Origin of the sequence: Kitasatospora setae KM-6054 (assembly GCF_000269985.1) — a bacterium.
In the GTDB taxonomy this organism is placed as follows: domain Bacteria; phylum Actinomycetota; class Actinomycetes; order Streptomycetales; family Streptomycetaceae; genus Kitasatospora; species Kitasatospora setae.
Genome location: NC_016109.1, coordinates 7,689,667 through 7,703,828 on the forward strand (window position 1 = coordinate 7,689,667; position 14,162 = coordinate 7,703,828).

Annotated in this window: 19 protein-coding genes; 9 read left to right on the forward strand and 10 right to left on the reverse strand. The window is 74.8% G+C overall.

All coding sequences use genetic code 11. From position 1 onward, the window contains the following. Window positions 1–14: 14 nt before the first annotated feature. The gene (locus KSE_RS33700; protein ID WP_014139868.1) at window positions 15–809 is read right to left on the reverse strand and encodes a tyrosine-protein phosphatase; all 795 of its coding nucleotides are present in this window, start codon (window positions 807–809) and stop codon (window positions 15–17) included. Window positions 810–1,067: 258 nt separating this feature from the next. Here KSE_RS33700 and KSE_RS33705 point away from each other — a divergent pair, with 258 nt between their 5' ends. Together KSE_RS33705 and KSE_RS33710 are read left to right on the forward strand one after the other, a co-directional pair. After that, entirely contained in the window at window positions 1,068–1,634 is a 567-nt protein-coding gene (locus tag KSE_RS33705; protein ID WP_014139869.1) for a DJ-1/PfpI family protein, read from the forward strand. A gap of 61 nt (window positions 1,635–1,695) precedes the next feature. Then, the gene (locus KSE_RS33710; RefSeq protein WP_014139870.1) at window positions 1,696–2,301 is read left to right on the forward strand and encodes a TIGR03086 family metal-binding protein; all 606 of its coding nucleotides are present in this window, start codon (window positions 1,696–1,698) and stop codon (window positions 2,299–2,301) included. Between the two features lie 7 nt (window positions 2,302–2,308). Here the strand turns inward: KSE_RS33710 and KSE_RS33715 are convergent, their stop codons facing one another. Then, window positions 2,309–2,890 carry a TetR/AcrR family transcriptional regulator gene (locus KSE_RS33715; RefSeq protein WP_033259220.1) on the reverse strand — a complete coding sequence of 194 codons (582 nt, stop codon included), beginning with the start codon at window positions 2,888–2,890 and terminating at the stop codon, window positions 2,309–2,311. Between the two features lie 439 nt (window positions 2,891–3,329). Here KSE_RS33715 and KSE_RS33720 point away from each other — a divergent pair, with 439 nt between their 5' ends. Beyond that, the gene (locus KSE_RS33720) at window positions 3,330–4,766 is read left to right on the forward strand and encodes an MFS transporter (protein WP_014139872.1); all 1,437 of its coding nucleotides are present in this window, start codon (window positions 3,330–3,332) and stop codon (window positions 4,764–4,766) included. Between the two features lie 125 nt (window positions 4,767–4,891). After that, a complete protein-coding gene (locus KSE_RS43720) occupies window positions 4,892–5,305 on the forward strand; it encodes an alpha/beta fold hydrolase (RefSeq protein WP_014139873.1) in 414 nt (137 codons plus the stop codon). Between the two features lie 33 nt (window positions 5,306–5,338). Here the strand turns inward: KSE_RS43720 and KSE_RS33730 are convergent, their stop codons facing one another. Continuing rightward, window positions 5,339–5,728 carry an SCO5389 family protein gene (locus KSE_RS33730; protein WP_014139874.1) on the reverse strand — a complete coding sequence of 130 codons (390 nt, stop codon included), beginning with the start codon at window positions 5,726–5,728 and terminating at the stop codon, window positions 5,339–5,341. Window positions 5,729–5,915: 187 nt separating this feature from the next. Here KSE_RS33730 and KSE_RS46045 point away from each other — a divergent pair, with 187 nt between their 5' ends. After that, the gene (locus KSE_RS46045; RefSeq protein WP_014139875.1) at window positions 5,916–6,239 is read left to right on the forward strand and encodes a DUF2630 family protein; all 324 of its coding nucleotides are present in this window, start codon (window positions 5,916–5,918) and stop codon (window positions 6,237–6,239) included. A 42-nt stretch (window positions 6,240–6,281) separates the two neighbouring features. Here the strand turns inward: KSE_RS46045 and KSE_RS33740 are convergent, their stop codons facing one another. Further along, entirely contained in the window at window positions 6,282–6,764 is a 483-nt protein-coding gene (locus KSE_RS33740) for a MarR family winged helix-turn-helix transcriptional regulator (protein ID WP_014139876.1), read from the reverse strand. A 244-nt stretch (window positions 6,765–7,008) separates the two neighbouring features. Here KSE_RS33740 and KSE_RS33745 point away from each other — a divergent pair, with 244 nt between their 5' ends. Next, complete coding sequence (locus KSE_RS33745; protein WP_014139877.1) at window positions 7,009–7,419, forward strand: organic hydroperoxide resistance protein; 411 nt, start codon at window positions 7,009–7,011, stop codon at window positions 7,417–7,419. A gap of 127 nt (window positions 7,420–7,546) precedes the next feature. Here the strand turns inward: KSE_RS33745 and KSE_RS33750 are convergent, their stop codons facing one another. Further along, entirely contained in the window at window positions 7,547–8,329 is a 783-nt protein-coding gene (locus tag KSE_RS33750; RefSeq protein ID WP_014139878.1) for an SGNH/GDSL hydrolase family protein, read from the reverse strand. Between the two features lie 155 nt (window positions 8,330–8,484). On the opposite strand from KSE_RS33750, the gene KSE_RS43140 reads away from it, so the two are divergent. Continuing rightward, complete coding sequence (locus KSE_RS43140) at window positions 8,485–8,700, forward strand: DUF6126 family protein (protein WP_033259219.1); 216 nt, start codon at window positions 8,485–8,487, stop codon at window positions 8,698–8,700. 4 nt (window positions 8,701–8,704) lie between these two features. Here KSE_RS43140 and KSE_RS33760 read toward each other — a convergent pair whose 3' ends face one another. Together KSE_RS33760 and KSE_RS33765 are read right to left on the reverse strand one after the other, a co-directional pair. Beyond that, the gene (locus KSE_RS33760; RefSeq protein ID WP_014139880.1) at window positions 8,705–9,049 is read right to left on the reverse strand and encodes a MazG-like family protein; all 345 of its coding nucleotides are present in this window, start codon (window positions 9,047–9,049) and stop codon (window positions 8,705–8,707) included. Window positions 9,050–9,153: 104 nt separating this feature from the next. Continuing rightward, complete coding sequence (locus KSE_RS33765; RefSeq protein ID WP_014139881.1) at window positions 9,154–9,516, reverse strand: UBP-type zinc finger domain-containing protein; 363 nt, start codon at window positions 9,514–9,516, stop codon at window positions 9,154–9,156. A 338-nt stretch (window positions 9,517–9,854) separates the two neighbouring features. Between KSE_RS33765 and KSE_RS33770 the strand changes: the two genes are divergently transcribed. Both KSE_RS33770 and KSE_RS33775 read left to right on the forward strand, forming a co-directional pair. After that, window positions 9,855–10,430 carry a TerD family protein gene (locus KSE_RS33770; RefSeq protein ID WP_014139882.1) on the forward strand — a complete coding sequence of 192 codons (576 nt, stop codon included), beginning with the start codon at window positions 9,855–9,857 and terminating at the stop codon, window positions 10,428–10,430. 216 nt (window positions 10,431–10,646) lie between these two features. Further along, window positions 10,647–11,639, forward strand: coding sequence for an aldo/keto reductase (locus KSE_RS33775; protein ID WP_014139883.1), 993 nt, complete (start codon window positions 10,647–10,649; stop codon window positions 11,637–11,639). An 84-nt stretch (window positions 11,640–11,723) separates the two neighbouring features. Here the strand turns inward: KSE_RS33775 and KSE_RS33780 are convergent, their stop codons facing one another. The 3 genes from KSE_RS33780 to KSE_RS33790 form a co-directional block, all read right to left on the reverse strand. After that, window positions 11,724–11,954 carry a DUF6296 family protein gene (locus tag KSE_RS33780; protein ID WP_033259218.1) on the reverse strand — a complete coding sequence of 77 codons (231 nt, stop codon included), beginning with the start codon at window positions 11,952–11,954 and terminating at the stop codon, window positions 11,724–11,726. 173 nt (window positions 11,955–12,127) lie between these two features. Further along, entirely contained in the window at window positions 12,128–13,027 is a 900-nt protein-coding gene (locus KSE_RS33785; protein WP_014139885.1) for an NAD(+)/NADH kinase, read from the reverse strand. Further along, entirely contained in the window at window positions 13,024–14,094 is a 1,071-nt protein-coding gene (locus tag KSE_RS33790; RefSeq protein ID WP_014139886.1) for an SPFH domain-containing protein, read from the reverse strand. Before KSE_RS33790 ends, KSE_RS33785 begins: the two co-directional genes overlap by 4 nt. Between the last annotated feature and the right edge of the window lie 68 nt (window positions 14,095–14,162).

The window sequence follows — 14,162 nt, forward strand, 5'->3', positions numbered from 1 at the left end:
CGGGGGAGGGAGGCTCAGGCGGTCAGCCGTTCGCGCAGGCTGTCCAGGGTGTCGTCCTTGAGTCCGAGCCCGGCCCGGGCGTAGCTCTCGGCGTCGCCCCACTGCTCGGCGAGCGCCTCCAGCGCGGCGGCCAGGTACTCGGCGCGGACGGAGAGCACCGCGTCCGCGACCTCCGGGTCGCCGCCCGCCGCGACGAAACGTTCCACCAGTGGGGCGTACCGCGCGCGGACCGCCGGGTCGACCGACAGGTACTCGGTGCGGACGGTCTCCTCGTCCGCGCCGAGCAGCAGCAGGACCAGGCTGGCGCCCCAGCCGGTGCGGTCCTTGCCGGCCGTGCAGTGGAACAGCACCGGCCCGCCGCCCTGGTGGGCGAGCGCGGTGAGCAGCAGCCGGTAGGCCCGCCGGGCGGAGGCCGAGGTCACGAACGCCCGGTAGTCCGCGCGCAGCGCCTGCGCCGCCCGGCCCCCGCCGAGCGCCCGGTCCGCGCCGGACGGGTCGGCCAGCGCCGCGGCCAGCGCGGCCGTCGCGCCGCTGCCCGCCTCGTCCGCGAGCACGTCCGCGACCAGCAGGTGCGCCCCGCCGGGGACGCGGTCGGGGAAGGCGGCCCGCTCGGCGGCGGTGCGCAGGTCGACCACGGTGCGCACGCCCAGCGCGTCGAACATCGGGTCGGCGGCCGGGTCGAGCCGGTCCAACTGGCCGGAGCGCAGGGCGATTCCGGGCCGGACCCGGCCCCCGCCGGGCAGGTCGATGCCGCCGAGGTCGCGCAGGTTGGCGACGGTGGCGGAGTCCACGAGGTGCGAGTGCTGCATGGGACGGCCTCCCAGGTGCTGGATCCCGGCGAACGGGCGGACCTTGCCAGCACGGTAGGCGCGCCCCGGGCGGGTCGCCCCCGGAGTACCCCCGGCCGGGCGGACCCGTCGCCCCGCACAGGGGGCGCACGCCCCGGCGGCGCGCCGTGCCCCGCGCGCCCCTTGATTGACTCCGTGTCAGCGGGCAGGGTGGGCTGCGCCCGGCCCCGCGGGGGCGCGGGCGGTGTTCTGGCACGACGAGAGGGACGGAATCCCCGGATGGCAGCGAAGATCCTGATCATCACCGGTGACGCGGCGGAGTCGCTGGAGGTGTTCTACCCGTACCAGCGGCTGCTGGAGGAGGGCTACCAGGTCGACATCGCCGCGCCGACCAAGAAGACCCTGCAGTTCGTGGTGCACGACTTCGTCCCGGGCTACGACACGTACACCGAGAAGGCCGGCTACACCTGGCCCGCCGACCTGGCGTTCGCCGACGTCGACCCCGCCGCGTACGTGGCGCTGGTGCTGCCCGGCGGCCGGGCGCCCGAGTACCTGCGCAACGACCCCGAGGTGCAGCGGATCGTCGCCGCGTTCGTCGAGGAGGACAAGCCGCTCGCGCAGATCTGCCACGGCCCGCTGATCACCCTGCGGACCGGCTCGCTGGCCGGCCGCCGCACCGCCGCCTACCCGGCGCTGGAGCCGGACGTGGCCGCGGGCGGCGCGGACTTCGTGGACGGCGACGCGGTGGTCGACGGCACGGTGGTCTCCGCCCGCGCCTGGCCGGACCACCCGTCCTGGATGCGCGCCTTCGTCAAGCTGCTGCGCGAGAAGGCCCCGGTCGAGTAACCGGCCCCGCGCCGGGGTGTCGCCTTGCCCGCCCGGCCCCGGGCGGGCAAGCGTGTACCCCATGGCAGATCACCTCGACGGACCGGCCCTGCTCGCGCTGCACGCCCGGGCCCTGGCGCACTTCGGCGACCTGGTCCGCGCCGTCCCCGACGACGCCTGGCAGGCGCCCACCCCGTGCACCGACTGGACGGTCCGGCAACTGGTCAACCACCTGGCGGCCGAACAGCTCTGGGTGCCCGCGCTGCTGGCCGGCGCCACCGTCGCCGAGGTCGGCGACCGCTTCGACGGCGACGTGCTGGGCGCCGACCCGCTCGCCGCCTGGGCCGCCGCCGCGACCGGCGCGCTGGCCGCGCTCGCCGAACCGGGCGCGCTGGAACGCACCGTGCACCTCTCGTACGGGGACCGGGAGGCTGCCGGGTACGCCCGCGAGATGACCGTGGACGCGGTCGTGCACGCCTGGGACCTGGCCCAGGGGATCGGCGCGGACGCCACCGTCGACCCGGTCGCCGCCGAGTTCGCGCTCGCCGAACTCACCCCGCACACCGATGCGTTGGCTGCCTCCGGGGTGTTCGCCGCCCCGGTGCCGGTGCCGGCCGACGCGGATGCCGCGACCCGGCTGCTGGGCCTGGTCGGCCGCGACCCGGCCCACCCGCTGGGGCGGCGCTGACGCCGGTTCAGCGGCGCGGGCCGCGCACCCCGTCCAGCGCGATGGCCAGCACCCGGTCGCGCTGGCCCTCGTCCGGGTAGTTCACCGAGGTGATGCCGGAGACCATCCGCAGCAGGTCGTCGATGCCCATGTCGGCGCGGACCTCGCCGGCCTGCTGGGCCCGGACGAACAGCGGGGTGCCGCCCGCGTACATGGACTGCAGGCAGGCCAGGAAGATGCCGGACTCCTCGCCCGCCATGGCCTCGCGGATCGCCCGCTTGGTCATCGCGTACTCCACGAAGCGGCGCAGCCAGGCGGCCAGCGCCTCCCACGGCGGCAGGTGGGCGACCTCGGCGGCGACCCGGCACAGGTCGTCGACCTCGGCGGCGTACACCGCCTCGAACAGGTGCCGGCGGGTGGGGAAGTTGCGGTAGAGGGTGCCGATGCCGACGCCGGCCCGGCGGGCGATGTCCTCCAGCGAGGCCTCGGCGCCGTGTGCGGCGAAAGCCTCGCGGGCGGCGAGCAGCAGCGCGTCGAAGTTGCGGGCGGCGTCCGCGCGGCGCGGGCGCTGGGCGGCGAGGAACTCGCTCACCACGATCTGATCCGACACGGGGACCTCGTTCTCGACACGTCCGGGCGGGGCTGGGCTTGGGCTGGGCGGGGTCGGCGGGAGCCTGCGGGGGCTCGCGGGAGCCTGCGGGGGGCTTGCGGGGGTGGATCCGGGAAACCGGATTGAACCGGAGGTGTGCCTCCGCTAATCTGGAGGCATGCCTCGACTTTAGCACCGGGGCGTGAACTTCGGCCTGTCCGCACCCCGCGGAATCCGCCGCTCCACCATGCCCGTACGCCCACACGCCCGTACGCCGCAGACCCGCACGCCCGCCCGGCGACGACGCCCGGCGCCCGTGCGGCGACCCTCCGCGACATCCGTCCCACCGTCCCACCGTCCTGCCGTCCCACCGTTCCTCCGCTCCGCCGTCCTGCCGCCACGCCGCCGCGGTGCGCCCCGTGCTGCCCGCGTGCCCCGTCCGAACCCCCGAGAGGGTCCGATGAACCGCCATTCCCCCCGCCTGACCTTCGGTGTGCTCGCCGCCGGTGCCGGCGTGTACGCGCTGCTCCAGTCGCTGATCACGCCCGCCCTGCCGATCGTCCAGCGGGAACTGCACACCTCGCAGTCCGCCGTCACCTGGGTGATGACCGCCTACCTGCTCTCCGCCTCGGTCTTCACCCCGATCCTCGGCCGGATCGGCGACCTGGTCGGCAAGAAGCGCACCCTGGTCGGCGCGCTGGTCGCGCTGCTGGTCGGCTGCCTGGTGGCCGCGCTGGCGCCGAACATCACCGTGCTGATCGTCGCCCGGGTGATCCAGGGCATCGCCGGCGCGCTGTTCCCGCTCTCCTTCGGCATCATCCGCGACGAGTTCCCGCCCGGACGGGTCTCCAGCGGCATCAGCAACATGTCCGCCGTGATCGCCGTCGGCAGCGGCCTGGGCATGGTCCTGGCCGGGCCGATCGTCGGCGCGCTCGACTACAGCTGGCTGTTCTGGCTGCCCGTCATCGTGCTCTCCGGCATCATCCTGCTCGCCCACCGCTACGTCCCCGAGTCGCCCACCCGCGGCGAGGGCGGCGTGGACTGGCTCTCCTCCGTGCTGCTCTCCGGCTGGCTGGTCGCCCTGCTCCTGCCGGTCAGCCAGGCCGCCCACTGGGGCTGGGGCTCGGCCAAGGTGCTCGGCCTGCTCGCCGTCGCCGTCGTGCTGTTCGCGGTCTGGCTGTTCCAGGAGTCCCGCTCCCGCAACCCGCTGATCGACCTGCGGGTGATGCGGCTGCCCGCCGTGTGGACCACCAACACCGCCGCCCTGCTGTTCGGCGCCGGCATGTACGCCGTGTGGGCCTTCCTGCCGGGCTTCGTGCAGGCGCCGTCCAGCACCGGCTACGGCTTCGGCGCCGACGTCACCGGCGCCGGGCTGCTGATGCTGCCGATGGTCGCCGCGATGTTCGTGGCCGGCGTGCTCGGCGGCCGACTGGCCGGCCGCTTCCCGGCCAAGGCCCAGCTCACCACCGGCGCCCTGCTCGGCGCCGTCGCCTGCGCGCTGCTCGCCACCCGGCACGGCAGCCCCGCCGACGTGGCCGTCGCCGCGGCCGTGTTCGGCCTCGGCATCGGACTCGCCTTCGCCTCGATGAGCAACCTCATCGTGCACGCCGTCCCCGCCGCCCAGACCGGCGCCGCCACCGGCATGAACGCCAACATCCGCACCATCGGCGGCTCGATGGGCGCCGCGCTGATGAGCAGCCTGGTCACCAGCCACCTGCTGGCCGACGGACGCCCCGCCGAGACCGGCTACACCCAGGGGTTCGCGCTGCTCGCGGCGTTCTGCCTGGCCGCCGCGTTCGCCGCCCTGCTCGTCCCGGCCCGCCGGGCCGCGACCCCGGTCGTGGCCGCGGCCGCGACTGCGGCCACGGCTCCGGCGGCCGAGCGCGCCGAGGTGTGACGGGAGGCGGGCGGCGGCTGCTCGGCAGCTGACCGGCGCCGTACGAGCCGGGTCCGGAACACCGCGTGGCGGTCCGGGCCCGGCTCGTGCAGCAGGACATTCCACTCAGAGGACGCCCGTCCGGGGTGCCGCATGCCGCAGCGGAGCCGCAGCAGGAGGGGCAGCGGGAGGAGTTCCGCGCCCGGGTGCCCGGCGGCACGCTGCACGCCGTCGACCTGGTGAGGCTGAACGCCGAGGCCGCGGCGCTCGCCGACCACTACCGGGCCTCGCCGGGCTTCCTGCTCGGCCTGCCGTACGAGCCGCTGGAGCCCGAGCGCCCCGGCATCGCCCACCTCGACCGGATCGACACCCCCGCGCTGGTGCTGGTCGGCGAGCACGACGCCCCCTACGGCCACGGCTGCTTCCGCCGCCTGGCGGCCGGCCTGCCCCGGGCCCGGGCCGAGGTGGTGCCCGGGGCCGACCACCTGGTCAACCTGACGCGGCCGGAGGAGTTCGCCCGCCGGCTGGCCGCCTTCCTCGCCACCCTGCCCGGCCGCTGACCGCGAGCCGCCGGGCGGGGTGGACGCAGGGGTTCAGCAGTCGCGCAGTTCCGGCGACTGGTTCAGCAGCTGCGCCCGCGGCGAGGTGAACTCCCGGTAGGCGGCGGTGTGTTCGGCGTGCGGGTGGAAGGCGGCGAGGCGGTGGCAGTTCTGGAAGGCCAGCTTCACCGAGAAGTGCCGCTCCAGCGCGCCGCGGATCGAGTCGCTGGCCAGCGCGCGCAGCAACTGGGCCCGCTCGGCCTCGCTCGGGGCCACCGTGTTGTCGGCGAACTCGGCGTCGGTGATCTCCAGTTCGGCGGTCAGGTCGTTGACCAGGCGGTACGCGTAGGGCAGCGAGGTGCGGACGGTGGCGAGGAAGTCGGCGTCGGCGACCTCGTCGCGCTCGGCCAGGGCCAGCAGGGAGGGGGAGACGTCCAGCGACATGGGGGGAACCGAACCTTCCGAGTTAGTGATACTGGGATTCGTTTTCAATAAGTGATCCTGGCGCTCCCCTGACGCCCTGTCAAACACCCTCCCCCGTTCGGTGCAACACCCCCGCGCCGCCCGGCTCGCGGCCGCCCCCGCCGCTGCCTAGGGTGGAGGGAAGGACCGACCGCGAGGAGACCTTCCGATGAGCTCGATCAGCGAGTCCCCGGGCAGCGGGCAGGACGACGGGCAGCACGGGGGGCGGGGCGGTGGGCAGGGCGCCGGCGCCGACCGCCGCATCCTGGAGCGGATCAACGAGATGGTCGAGGCTGAGCGCGGCCTGCGCGCCGCCCTCGCCGAGGGCCGCATCGACCAGTCGACCGAGCACCGTGAGCTCAAGGACATCGAGGAGCAGCTCGACCAGTGCTGGGACCTGCTCCGCCAGCGCCGCGCCCGGGTCCGCGCGGGCGAGGACCCGGACGGCGCGAGCGTGCGCAGCGTCGACGAGGTCGAGCGCTACGAGTCGTGACCCCGGCCGCCGCCTTCCGCCGCCTTCCGGCGCTTTCGGGCGTCAGGCTCCGGCGGCGGCGTCCAGGTTGGCCGTGACGCGGTCGAGCAGTCCGCGCAGCGCCCGCAGGTCGTCCAGCGGCAGGCCGGCGGCGGCCAGGATCCGGCGCGGGACGGCCAGCGCGCCCTCGCGCAGCTCGCGTCCGGCCGCCGTGGCGTCGACGATCACCGAGCGCTCGTCCTCCGGGCTGCGCTCGCGGGTCACCAGCCCGGCCGCCTCCAGGCGCTTGAGCAGCGGGGAGAGGGTGCCGGAGTCCAGGCGCAGGCGCTCGCCGAGTTGCTTGACGGGCAGTGCCCCGTCCTCCCAGAGCACGAGCATGACCAGGTACTGCGGATAGGTCAGCCCGAGGTCCTTGAGCGCGGTGCGGTAGACGCCGCCGAACGCGCGGGAGGCGGCGTTCAGCGAGAAGCAGATCTGCTGGTCGAGCAGCAGCAGGTCCGCGTCCTCGCCGTGCGGGGGGCGGGGGTTCGCGCCGTGCCTGGTCATGGGGCAAGGGTAGCAAGCGGGTGTCGTGCGAGCCATTGAGTTGTGCCCAACTTAGTTGTGCGCAACTCAATTGTGTGTTGTAGTGGTGAGCAGGACAGGGCGGCACGCGGAGCCCGGACCCGTACGGAGACGCACCCCCGACGGGAACCGGGCCCGCGCGCCGACCGGCACACAGGATTCGCCGGGCACCGGCGGGACGAACCAGAAGACGAAGCAGAAGCAGAAGAGGCAAGGGGAAACCGGGATGAACCCGCTCTACACCGCGGTCGCCACCGCGAACGGCCGCGAGGGCCGCGCCGTCAGCTCGGACGGCAAGCTCGACCTCCAGCTCTCCCCGCCGCCCGCGCTCGGCGGCGACGGCGTCGGCACCAACCCCGAGCAGCTGTTCGCCGCCGGGTACGCGGCCTGCTTCGCGGGCGCGCTCGGCGTGGTCTCCCGGCAGCAGAAGGTCGACGTCTCGGAGGTCTCGGTGACCGCCGAGGTCACCATCGGCAAGGACGACAGCGGCTTCGGCCTCTCCGTCGTGCTGCGGGTCGAGCTGCCGCAGGAGCTGGCCGGCGAGGCCGGTGAGCTGCTGGTCAAGCAGGCCCACCAGGTCTGCCCGTACTCCAAGGCCACCGCCGGGAACATTCCGGTGGAGCTGATCGTCGAATAAGGCGAGGCAGGGGTCTCGCATGGGGTCTGCGGGCCGCGTCCACGTGGGGGTGGAGGCGGCCCGCAGCGCTGTCCGCGGCCGTCCGTCCGCAGCGGCGGCCTGTGCGTGCGGGCGGGCGTGCGGCGGGTCAGAGCGGGAGCAGCTCCGGGCGCTTCGCCTCCACGTGGTCGCCGGACGACTCCCCGCGCAGCCGGCGGCCCACCCAGGGCAGCAGGAAGGTGCGCGCCCACTGCAGGTTCTCCCGGCGCTGGTCGGCCGCGGTGAGGACGGGCGCGGGCGGCCAGGCGGCCTCCGGATCGGCCTCCACGGGCAGGCCGAGCGCGCGCGCCGCCAGCAGCGCCACCCGCTGGTGGCCCTCCGGCGAGAGGTGCAGCCGGTCCTCGGACCAGGCCCGCCGGTCGTGCACCGCCCGCAGCGACCACAGGTCGCCGACCGCGAGGCCGTTGCGGTCGGCGACCGCCCGCAGGTGCGCGTTGTACGTGGCGATCTTGCCGCGCAGGTGGCGCAGCACCGGCACGTTGCGGGTGTCGAATCCGGTGCAGATCAGCACCGTCCCGGCGCTCTCGCGCAGCTCCAGGACGGCCGCCTCGAAGTGCTCGGCGATCAGGTCCGGGTCGCTGCCCGGCCGCAGGATGTCGTTGCCGCCCGCGCACAGGGTCACCAGGTCGGGCCGGAGCGCGCGGACCTTCGGGACCTGCTCGCTGACGATCTGGTCGAGCAGCCGCCCCCGGACGGCCAGGTTGGCGTACCGGAAGTCGTGCTCCGGCCGGCGCTCCGCCAGCATCCCGGCCAGGCGGTCGGCCCAGCCGGCGTGCCGGCCGCCGGGGCCGGGGTCGTTGAGGCCCTCGGTGAAGCTGTCACCGAGGGCGGCGTACGAACCGAGGTCAAGGGTCTCCTGGTAGTCGGACATGCAGCAGATGTTTCACCTTGTGAAGTGACCTACGCCACCGTAGGTGCCCGGTGGCGCAGCGTGATCTCCGCCACGGCCCTGCGGCCGCTACCCTGCAAGGGCTCCGGCGGGCGGAGCGGAGCGGCGCGGGACAGGGCGAGGACGGGAGAACGGCGATGGCCGGCGAGGCGGCGGCGACCAGCGTGGCGACCGGCACGGGGGCGGTAGGCGAGGCGGTCGCGGTAGGCGAGGCGGCGGCGGTCGGCGAAGGGGTGCGCGAGGAGGGCGCGCGCCGCAAGCAGATGCTGACCCGGGCGCTGATCTACATCGCCGGGACGCACCTGTTCGCCGGGTTCGTGATCCTGCTGTTCGCGGTCGGCGGCCGGCACTGACGCGCTAGCGCTGGTCCCGGCTCTCGGGGCGCCCGGCCGGGAAGGCGCGGCGGGCGACCTTCGCCAGGTGGGCGTCGAACGCGGCGGGCGGGTCCGGGTGGATCCGGACCAGGGCGACCAGAGCGCTGATCACCACGTCGCACAGTTCGTCCGCGACGTCGTCCCAGGTGTGCGAGAAGCCCTTGCGCGGGTTCTGGCCGAGCGCGCCGATCACCGCCTCGGCGACCTCGCCGGCCTCCTCGCCGAGCTTGAGGCACTGCAGCACCCGCTGCATCTCCGGGCTCTGGGTGCTGCCTTCGGCCAGCCAGTCGGCCAGTCGCCGCACCGTCTCCCACTGCCGCTCGTCCACCCGGCACCGCCACCCTGTCGCGCCGCCGGCCGTCCGCGGGCGGGCCGGACGGCCCGCCCGCGCGCCGGACGGGTCCGACCGTACCGGCGGGGGCTGACACGCGGTCAGCGCAGGCGCTGCTGCCAGTCGATCGGGACGTGGCCGACCGGGCCGGGGGCGGGCTGGGTGACCGGGTGGGCGGTCGGGCCGGCCAGGGGCGGGCCTTCGTAGAACTGTTCGGTCTCGATGTTCCAGAACCAGTCCTCGCCGGGTTCGAAGCTGGTGAGGAACGGGTGTCCGGCCGTGCGGGCGTGCCCGGTGGCGTGCTGGGACGGCGAGGAGTCGCAGCAGCCGATGTGCCCGCAGGCGGCGCACCGGCGCAGGTGGAACCACCAGCCCTGGCCCTCGCCCGCCAGGCACTCCACGCAGCCGTCGCCGCTCGGCGGGACGCTGGGGTCGATACCGGGGATCGTCGTGTCGTCGCTCATCGTGGAACCTCCCTGGCCAGGGTATGCCCGGGGCGCTGCGAGCGCGGCGGAAGCCGGTCCGGCGCGGCGGGCCGCCCGGCCGGTGGGGCTGGGGCGACGGGTCGGCGCGGCGGGGGCGGTGGGCCGGTCGGGCGGTGGTCGGGATGGTGGCGCGGTGTGGGTGGCGTGGCGTTCCGGGGGGAAGGAAACCCGTGGTGCGGAGGCGGATTCCGTCCGGATCTACAGTGCTGTAGATTCATTCGGGGGTCGAGCCCGACCGAGGGGGCCGGGTGACCGCCGCCGCGCCGGAACCGGCCGAACTGCCGGGCCCGGTACGGGGAGAACACAGGAGGGCACACATGGGAGTCTCGCTCGCCAAGGGCGGAAACGTCTCGCTGACGAAGGAGGCCCCGGGGCTCACCAACGTCATCGTCGGCCTGGGCTGGGACGTCCGGGCCACCACGGGCGCCGACTTCGACCTGGACGCCAGCGCGATGCTGTGCGGCGAGGGCGGCCGGGTGCTCAGCGACCAGCACTTCGTCTTCTACAACAACCTGCGCAGCCCCGAGGGCTCGGTCGAGCACAGCGGCGACAACCTGACCGGTGGCGGCGACGGCGACGACGAGCAGATCAAGGTCGACCTGACGGCCATTCCGCCGCAGGTCGCCAAGGTGGTCTTCCCGGTGTCGATCTACGACGCGGAGAACCGCCACCAGAGCTTCGGCCAGGTCCGCAACGCGTTCATCCGGGTCGTCAACGAGGCCGACGGCAGCGAGGTCGCCCGCTACGACCTCTCGGAGGACGCGTCGACCGAGACCGCGATGGTCTTCGGCGAGCTGTACCGCTACGGCAGCGAGTGGAAGTTCCGTGCCATCGGCCAGGGTTACGCCTCCGGCCTGCGGGGCATCGCGCTCGACTACGGCGTCAACGTCTGATCGTCCGATCGGCCGCGCTGCATCGCACGGGCCGCCCCGCTCACCCGCGTACGCCTGCGCGCGGGTGGCCGGGCGGCCCGTCCGCGTGCCGGGCGGTTCGTGCGCGTGCCGGGCGGTTCGTGCGCGTGCCGGGCGGGTGGGCGCGGGTGGGCGCGGGTGCGGGGTTCGGGAGTGTCGGCGTTCGGGTGACGCGGCGGGCTGTGGCAGGCTCGGCGCATGGAACAGCGTGTACTTGGCAGGACCGGCCGCCCGGTCTCGGTGATCGGTCTCGGAACGTGGCAGCTCGGCGCGGACTGGGGCGTGGTGCTGGAGGACGACGCGCTCGCGGTGCTGAACGCCGCGGCGGACGCCGGGGTGACCTTCTTCGACACCGCGGACGTCTACGGCGACGGCCGCAGCGAACAGTTGATCGGCCGTTTCCTGAAGGACCGCGCGGCCGCCGGTGGCGACCTCCCGCTGGTCGCGACCAAGCTCGGCCGTCGGCTGCCGCAGCTGCCGGAGAACTACACCCTCGCCAACTTCCGCGAGTGGACCGACCGTTCGCGCCGCAACCTGGGCGTCGAGCGGCTCGACCTGGTGCAGCTGCACTGCCCGCCGACCGCCGTCTACTCCAGTGACGAGGTGTTCGACGCGCTCGACACCCTGGTCGAGGAGGGCCGCACCGCCGCGTACGGCGTCAGCGTCGAGACCTGCGACGAGGCGCTGACCGCGATCGCCCGGCCCGGCGTCGCCAGCGTGCAGATCATCCTCAATCCGTTCCGGCTCAAGCCGCTCGACGCGGTGCTGCCCGCCGCCGAGAAGGCGGGCGTCGGCATCATCGCGCGGGTGCCGCTGGCCTCCGGCCTGCTGTCCGGCAAGTACACCAAGGAGACCCTGTTCGGCGCGGACGACCACCGCACCTACAACCGGGACGGCGCCGCGTTCGACCAGGGCGAGACCTTCTCCGGCATCGACTTCGGGACCGGCGTCGAGGCCGCCGACGAGTTCGCCCGGCTCGCCCCGCCCGGCGCCAGCTCCGCGCAGACCGCGCTGCGCTGGATCGTCCAGCAGCCCGGCGTCACCTCCGTCATCCCCGGCGCCCGCACCCCCGAGCAGGCGCGGGCGAACGCCGAGACGATGGCGCTGCCGCCGCTCCCGGAGCCGACCCTGCGGGCCGTCCGCGACCTGTACGACCGGCGGCTGCGCGCACAGGTGCACTCGCGCTGGTAGCCGGCTGGACGGTGCGTGCGGGGTCGCGTGCGCGGGTGCCGGCCCGCGGTTGCGGCGGCCCCGCCGTCGTCTTCCCGGCCGCGCTCAGGGCAGCGGCTCGGCGTGCAGCGGGGTGCGCGGGGCCTGGTGGCCGCCGCTGGCCAGCATCCGGACCTCGCCCAGGTCGCTGATCTCGGCCTGCACGATGCCGGACGGGTCCGCGTACACCGGATGGCCGCCCGGGCCCCGGGTGCCGGTCGCCTCGACCACCACCACGTCCTGCTCGGCGTGGCCGCCGGTCTCCCCGGGGAACGTGAGTGCGAATCGTCGAGTCATGGCCGGGCCCTCTTCCCGTCGGCGTGGCTGCATCGGCGTCGTTCCATCGTAGGCGGGCCCGGGGCGGACGGTCGCGAGCTGGCGCCCCGGGCGGCGGCCGGAAGGCGGGGGCCGTTCGGTTCGGGGGGTGCGAGCAGGGCGTGCAGGCGGGGGCGTGCGGGAGCGTCTGGGGGTCAGGCCAGTAGGTGGAGGCGTTGGGCGGCCGGGCCGATCCGGACGGTCTGGCCCCAGGTGAGGTGCAGGGCGTCCGACTCGATGCCGTCGCCGAAGGCGACCAGCAGTTCGGATTCGACGGTCAGCGCGAGGTGCTGGTCGGCGTCCAGCAGGCCCTCGACGCGGGAGGTGCCGGTCACCGGGGACGGCCAGGCCTCGCGGACGAACCAGGACAGGCGCGGCGCGGTCGGGGCGGGCAGCTCCAGCCGGCTGCCGCGTTCCAGCCAGGCCGAGCGGCACCAGCCGGTGGCGCCGGTGCCGGTGCCGACCAGCACCCCGGAGGAGGCCTGCGACTCGGCCGCGCCGCCGGGGGCCGCCAGGTGGTAGCGGGCGGTCTGGTGGCCGGGCTGCCCGAGGTAGACCTCGTTCAGCGCGAGCAGCCGCTGGGTGTCGTCGGCGACCGCCTCCACCATCGTGCGCAACTCCAGCCGCCGCTCCGCGCCCGGCAGCACGGCCGCCCGCAGCAGCGCCCCGGCCTGCTCGGCCCGGTGCCGGACCAGGACGCCCGCGTTGCGGCCCGGCTCGGCGTCGATGCCGATCACCGGCTGCCCGGCCAGGTACTTCGCGGCGTTCGCGACCAGGCCGTCCTGGCCGACCACCACGACCACGTCCTCCGGGCCGAACAGGAACCGGTCCAGGTCGGTGCGCTCGACCCGGGTCTGCCGCCAGTCCAGCGGCACGGCCGCGGACACCGCCGCGACCGCGGCGCGGGCCAGGTGGTGGCGCTGCTCGGCCTCGGCCAGCGAGCGGCCGCGCCGGGAGAGGAAGAACTCGGCCTGGCCTCGGGTGCCGTGCCGGGCGATCAGCTCCTCGTACTCGGTGCGCCGGTGGACCAGCACCACGCGCGGGGAGAGGCTCACCGCCCGTTCTCCGCAACGGCGTTGGTGGGATGCGGGGTACCGGGGGCGGTCAGGCGGGTGAGCAGGCCGGTGAGGACGTCGGGGGTGAGGGTGATGCTGTCGATCCGCGGCAGGTGCTCGGCCAGCCGGATCAGGGCCAGTGCCTGTAGCACCTCCGGCCCGGCCTGCTGGTGCGCGGCCAGCCAGGCGGCCTCGCCGGCGGCCTTAGCCTCGCCCAACGAGCGTGTCGCCTCGGCCTGTTGGGCGGCCAGCGTGCCGGCGGCCTCGGCCTCGGCGACCGCCATCCGGGTGCGGCGGGCCGCCTCCGCGTCGGTGCGGACCGCGTCCGCGGCGGCCTTCTGCTCCGCCTCGCGCCGCGCGTTGGTGCCCCGCTGGGAGACCAACTCCTCCTCGCGGCGGGCCAGTTCGATCTGGCTGGCGAGCTCGTTCTCGGCGATCGCGCGTTCCCGCTCGACCGCGACGGCCCGGCGCTCGTACGTCGCCCGGTCGGCCTCCTGCTGGACCAGCTCGCGGGCCGGGGTGCGCAGCGCCCGCTCCAGCTCGGCCTCCGGGCGGACGGCGGTGACGCGCACCGCGAGGACCGTCAACCCGATCTCGGCCAGCCGGGGTTCGGCCGCCAGGCCCTCGGCGATCCGCTCGCGGACGGCCGTCACGCCGTCCACCAGGGTGTCGGCGAGCGGCGTCCGGGCGATCAGCTGGAGCGCGTGCTGCTGGGCGGTCTCGGTCAGCAGGGTGCCGAGCTGGGCCAGCGGTTCGGCGCGCCAGGCGCCGGTGTCCGGGTCGATGCCGAAGTCCAGCCGGGTGGCGGCGGTGGTGGGGTCGCTGATCCGGTAGGTGACGGTGGCCTGCACCGCGAGGTCCTGGAAGTCCGCCGTGCGGGCGTGGAACATCATCGCCAACTCGCGGTCGTCCGCCGGCACTTCGGATATCGCGGCGCTGAGCGGACGGAACCAGAACGCCAGCCCGGTGCCCTCGTGGGCGAGTTGGCCGCCGCGCAGGTGGCGGATGTGGCTGGTGGGGTTGGAGCGGAGGTGGCGGAAGCCGAAGCGGCGGGTGATGTCGGCCATGGGAGTCGTGCCGTCCTTTCTTTTCGTCGTTATGACGATAAGTGGAGGCGCCCCTTGTCGTCAATACG

Bases quoted from the DNA above. Each gene is read 5' to 3' on its own strand.
- KSE_RS33740 (WP_014139876.1), bottom strand. From the start codon at position 6,764: ATGACCAGGCACGGCGCGAACCCCCGCCCCCCGCACGGCGAGGACGCG.
- KSE_RS33770 (WP_014139882.1), top strand. From the start codon at position 9,855: ATGGGAGTCTCGCTCGCCAAGGGCGGAAACGTCTCGCTGACGAAGGAG.
- KSE_RS33745 (WP_014139877.1), top strand. From the start codon at position 7,009: ATGAACCCGCTCTACACCGCGGTCGCCACCGCGAACGGCCGCGAGGGC.
- KSE_RS46045 (WP_014139875.1), top strand. From the start codon at position 5,916: ATGAGCTCGATCAGCGAGTCCCCGGGCAGCGGGCAGGACGACGGGCAG.
- KSE_RS43140 (WP_033259219.1), top strand. From the start codon at position 8,485: ATGGCCGGCGAGGCGGCGGCGACCAGCGTGGCGACCGGCACGGGGGCG.
- KSE_RS33780 (WP_033259218.1), bottom strand. From the start codon at position 11,954: ATGACTCGACGATTCGCACTCACGTTCCCCGGGGAGACCGGCGGCCAC.
- KSE_RS33750 (WP_014139878.1), bottom strand. From the start codon at position 8,329: ATGTCCGACTACCAGGAGACCCTTGACCTCGGTTCGTACGCCGCCCTC.
- KSE_RS33700 (WP_014139868.1), bottom strand. From the start codon at position 809: ATGCAGCACTCGCACCTCGTGGACTCCGCCACCGTCGCCAACCTGCGC.
- KSE_RS33705 (WP_014139869.1), top strand. From the start codon at position 1,068: ATGGCAGCGAAGATCCTGATCATCACCGGTGACGCGGCGGAGTCGCTG.
- KSE_RS33710 (WP_014139870.1), top strand. From the start codon at position 1,696: ATGGCAGATCACCTCGACGGACCGGCCCTGCTCGCGCTGCACGCCCGG.
- KSE_RS33720 (WP_014139872.1), top strand. From the start codon at position 3,330: ATGAACCGCCATTCCCCCCGCCTGACCTTCGGTGTGCTCGCCGCCGGT.
- KSE_RS33730 (WP_014139874.1), bottom strand. From the start codon at position 5,728: ATGTCGCTGGACGTCTCCCCCTCCCTGCTGGCCCTGGCCGAGCGCGAC.
- KSE_RS33765 (WP_014139881.1), bottom strand. From the start codon at position 9,516: ATGAGCGACGACACGACGATCCCCGGTATCGACCCCAGCGTCCCGCCG.
- KSE_RS33775 (WP_014139883.1), top strand. From the start codon at position 10,647: ATGGAACAGCGTGTACTTGGCAGGACCGGCCGCCCGGTCTCGGTGATC.
- KSE_RS33790 (WP_014139886.1), bottom strand. From the start codon at position 14,094: ATGGCCGACATCACCCGCCGCTTCGGCTTCCGCCACCTCCGCTCCAAC.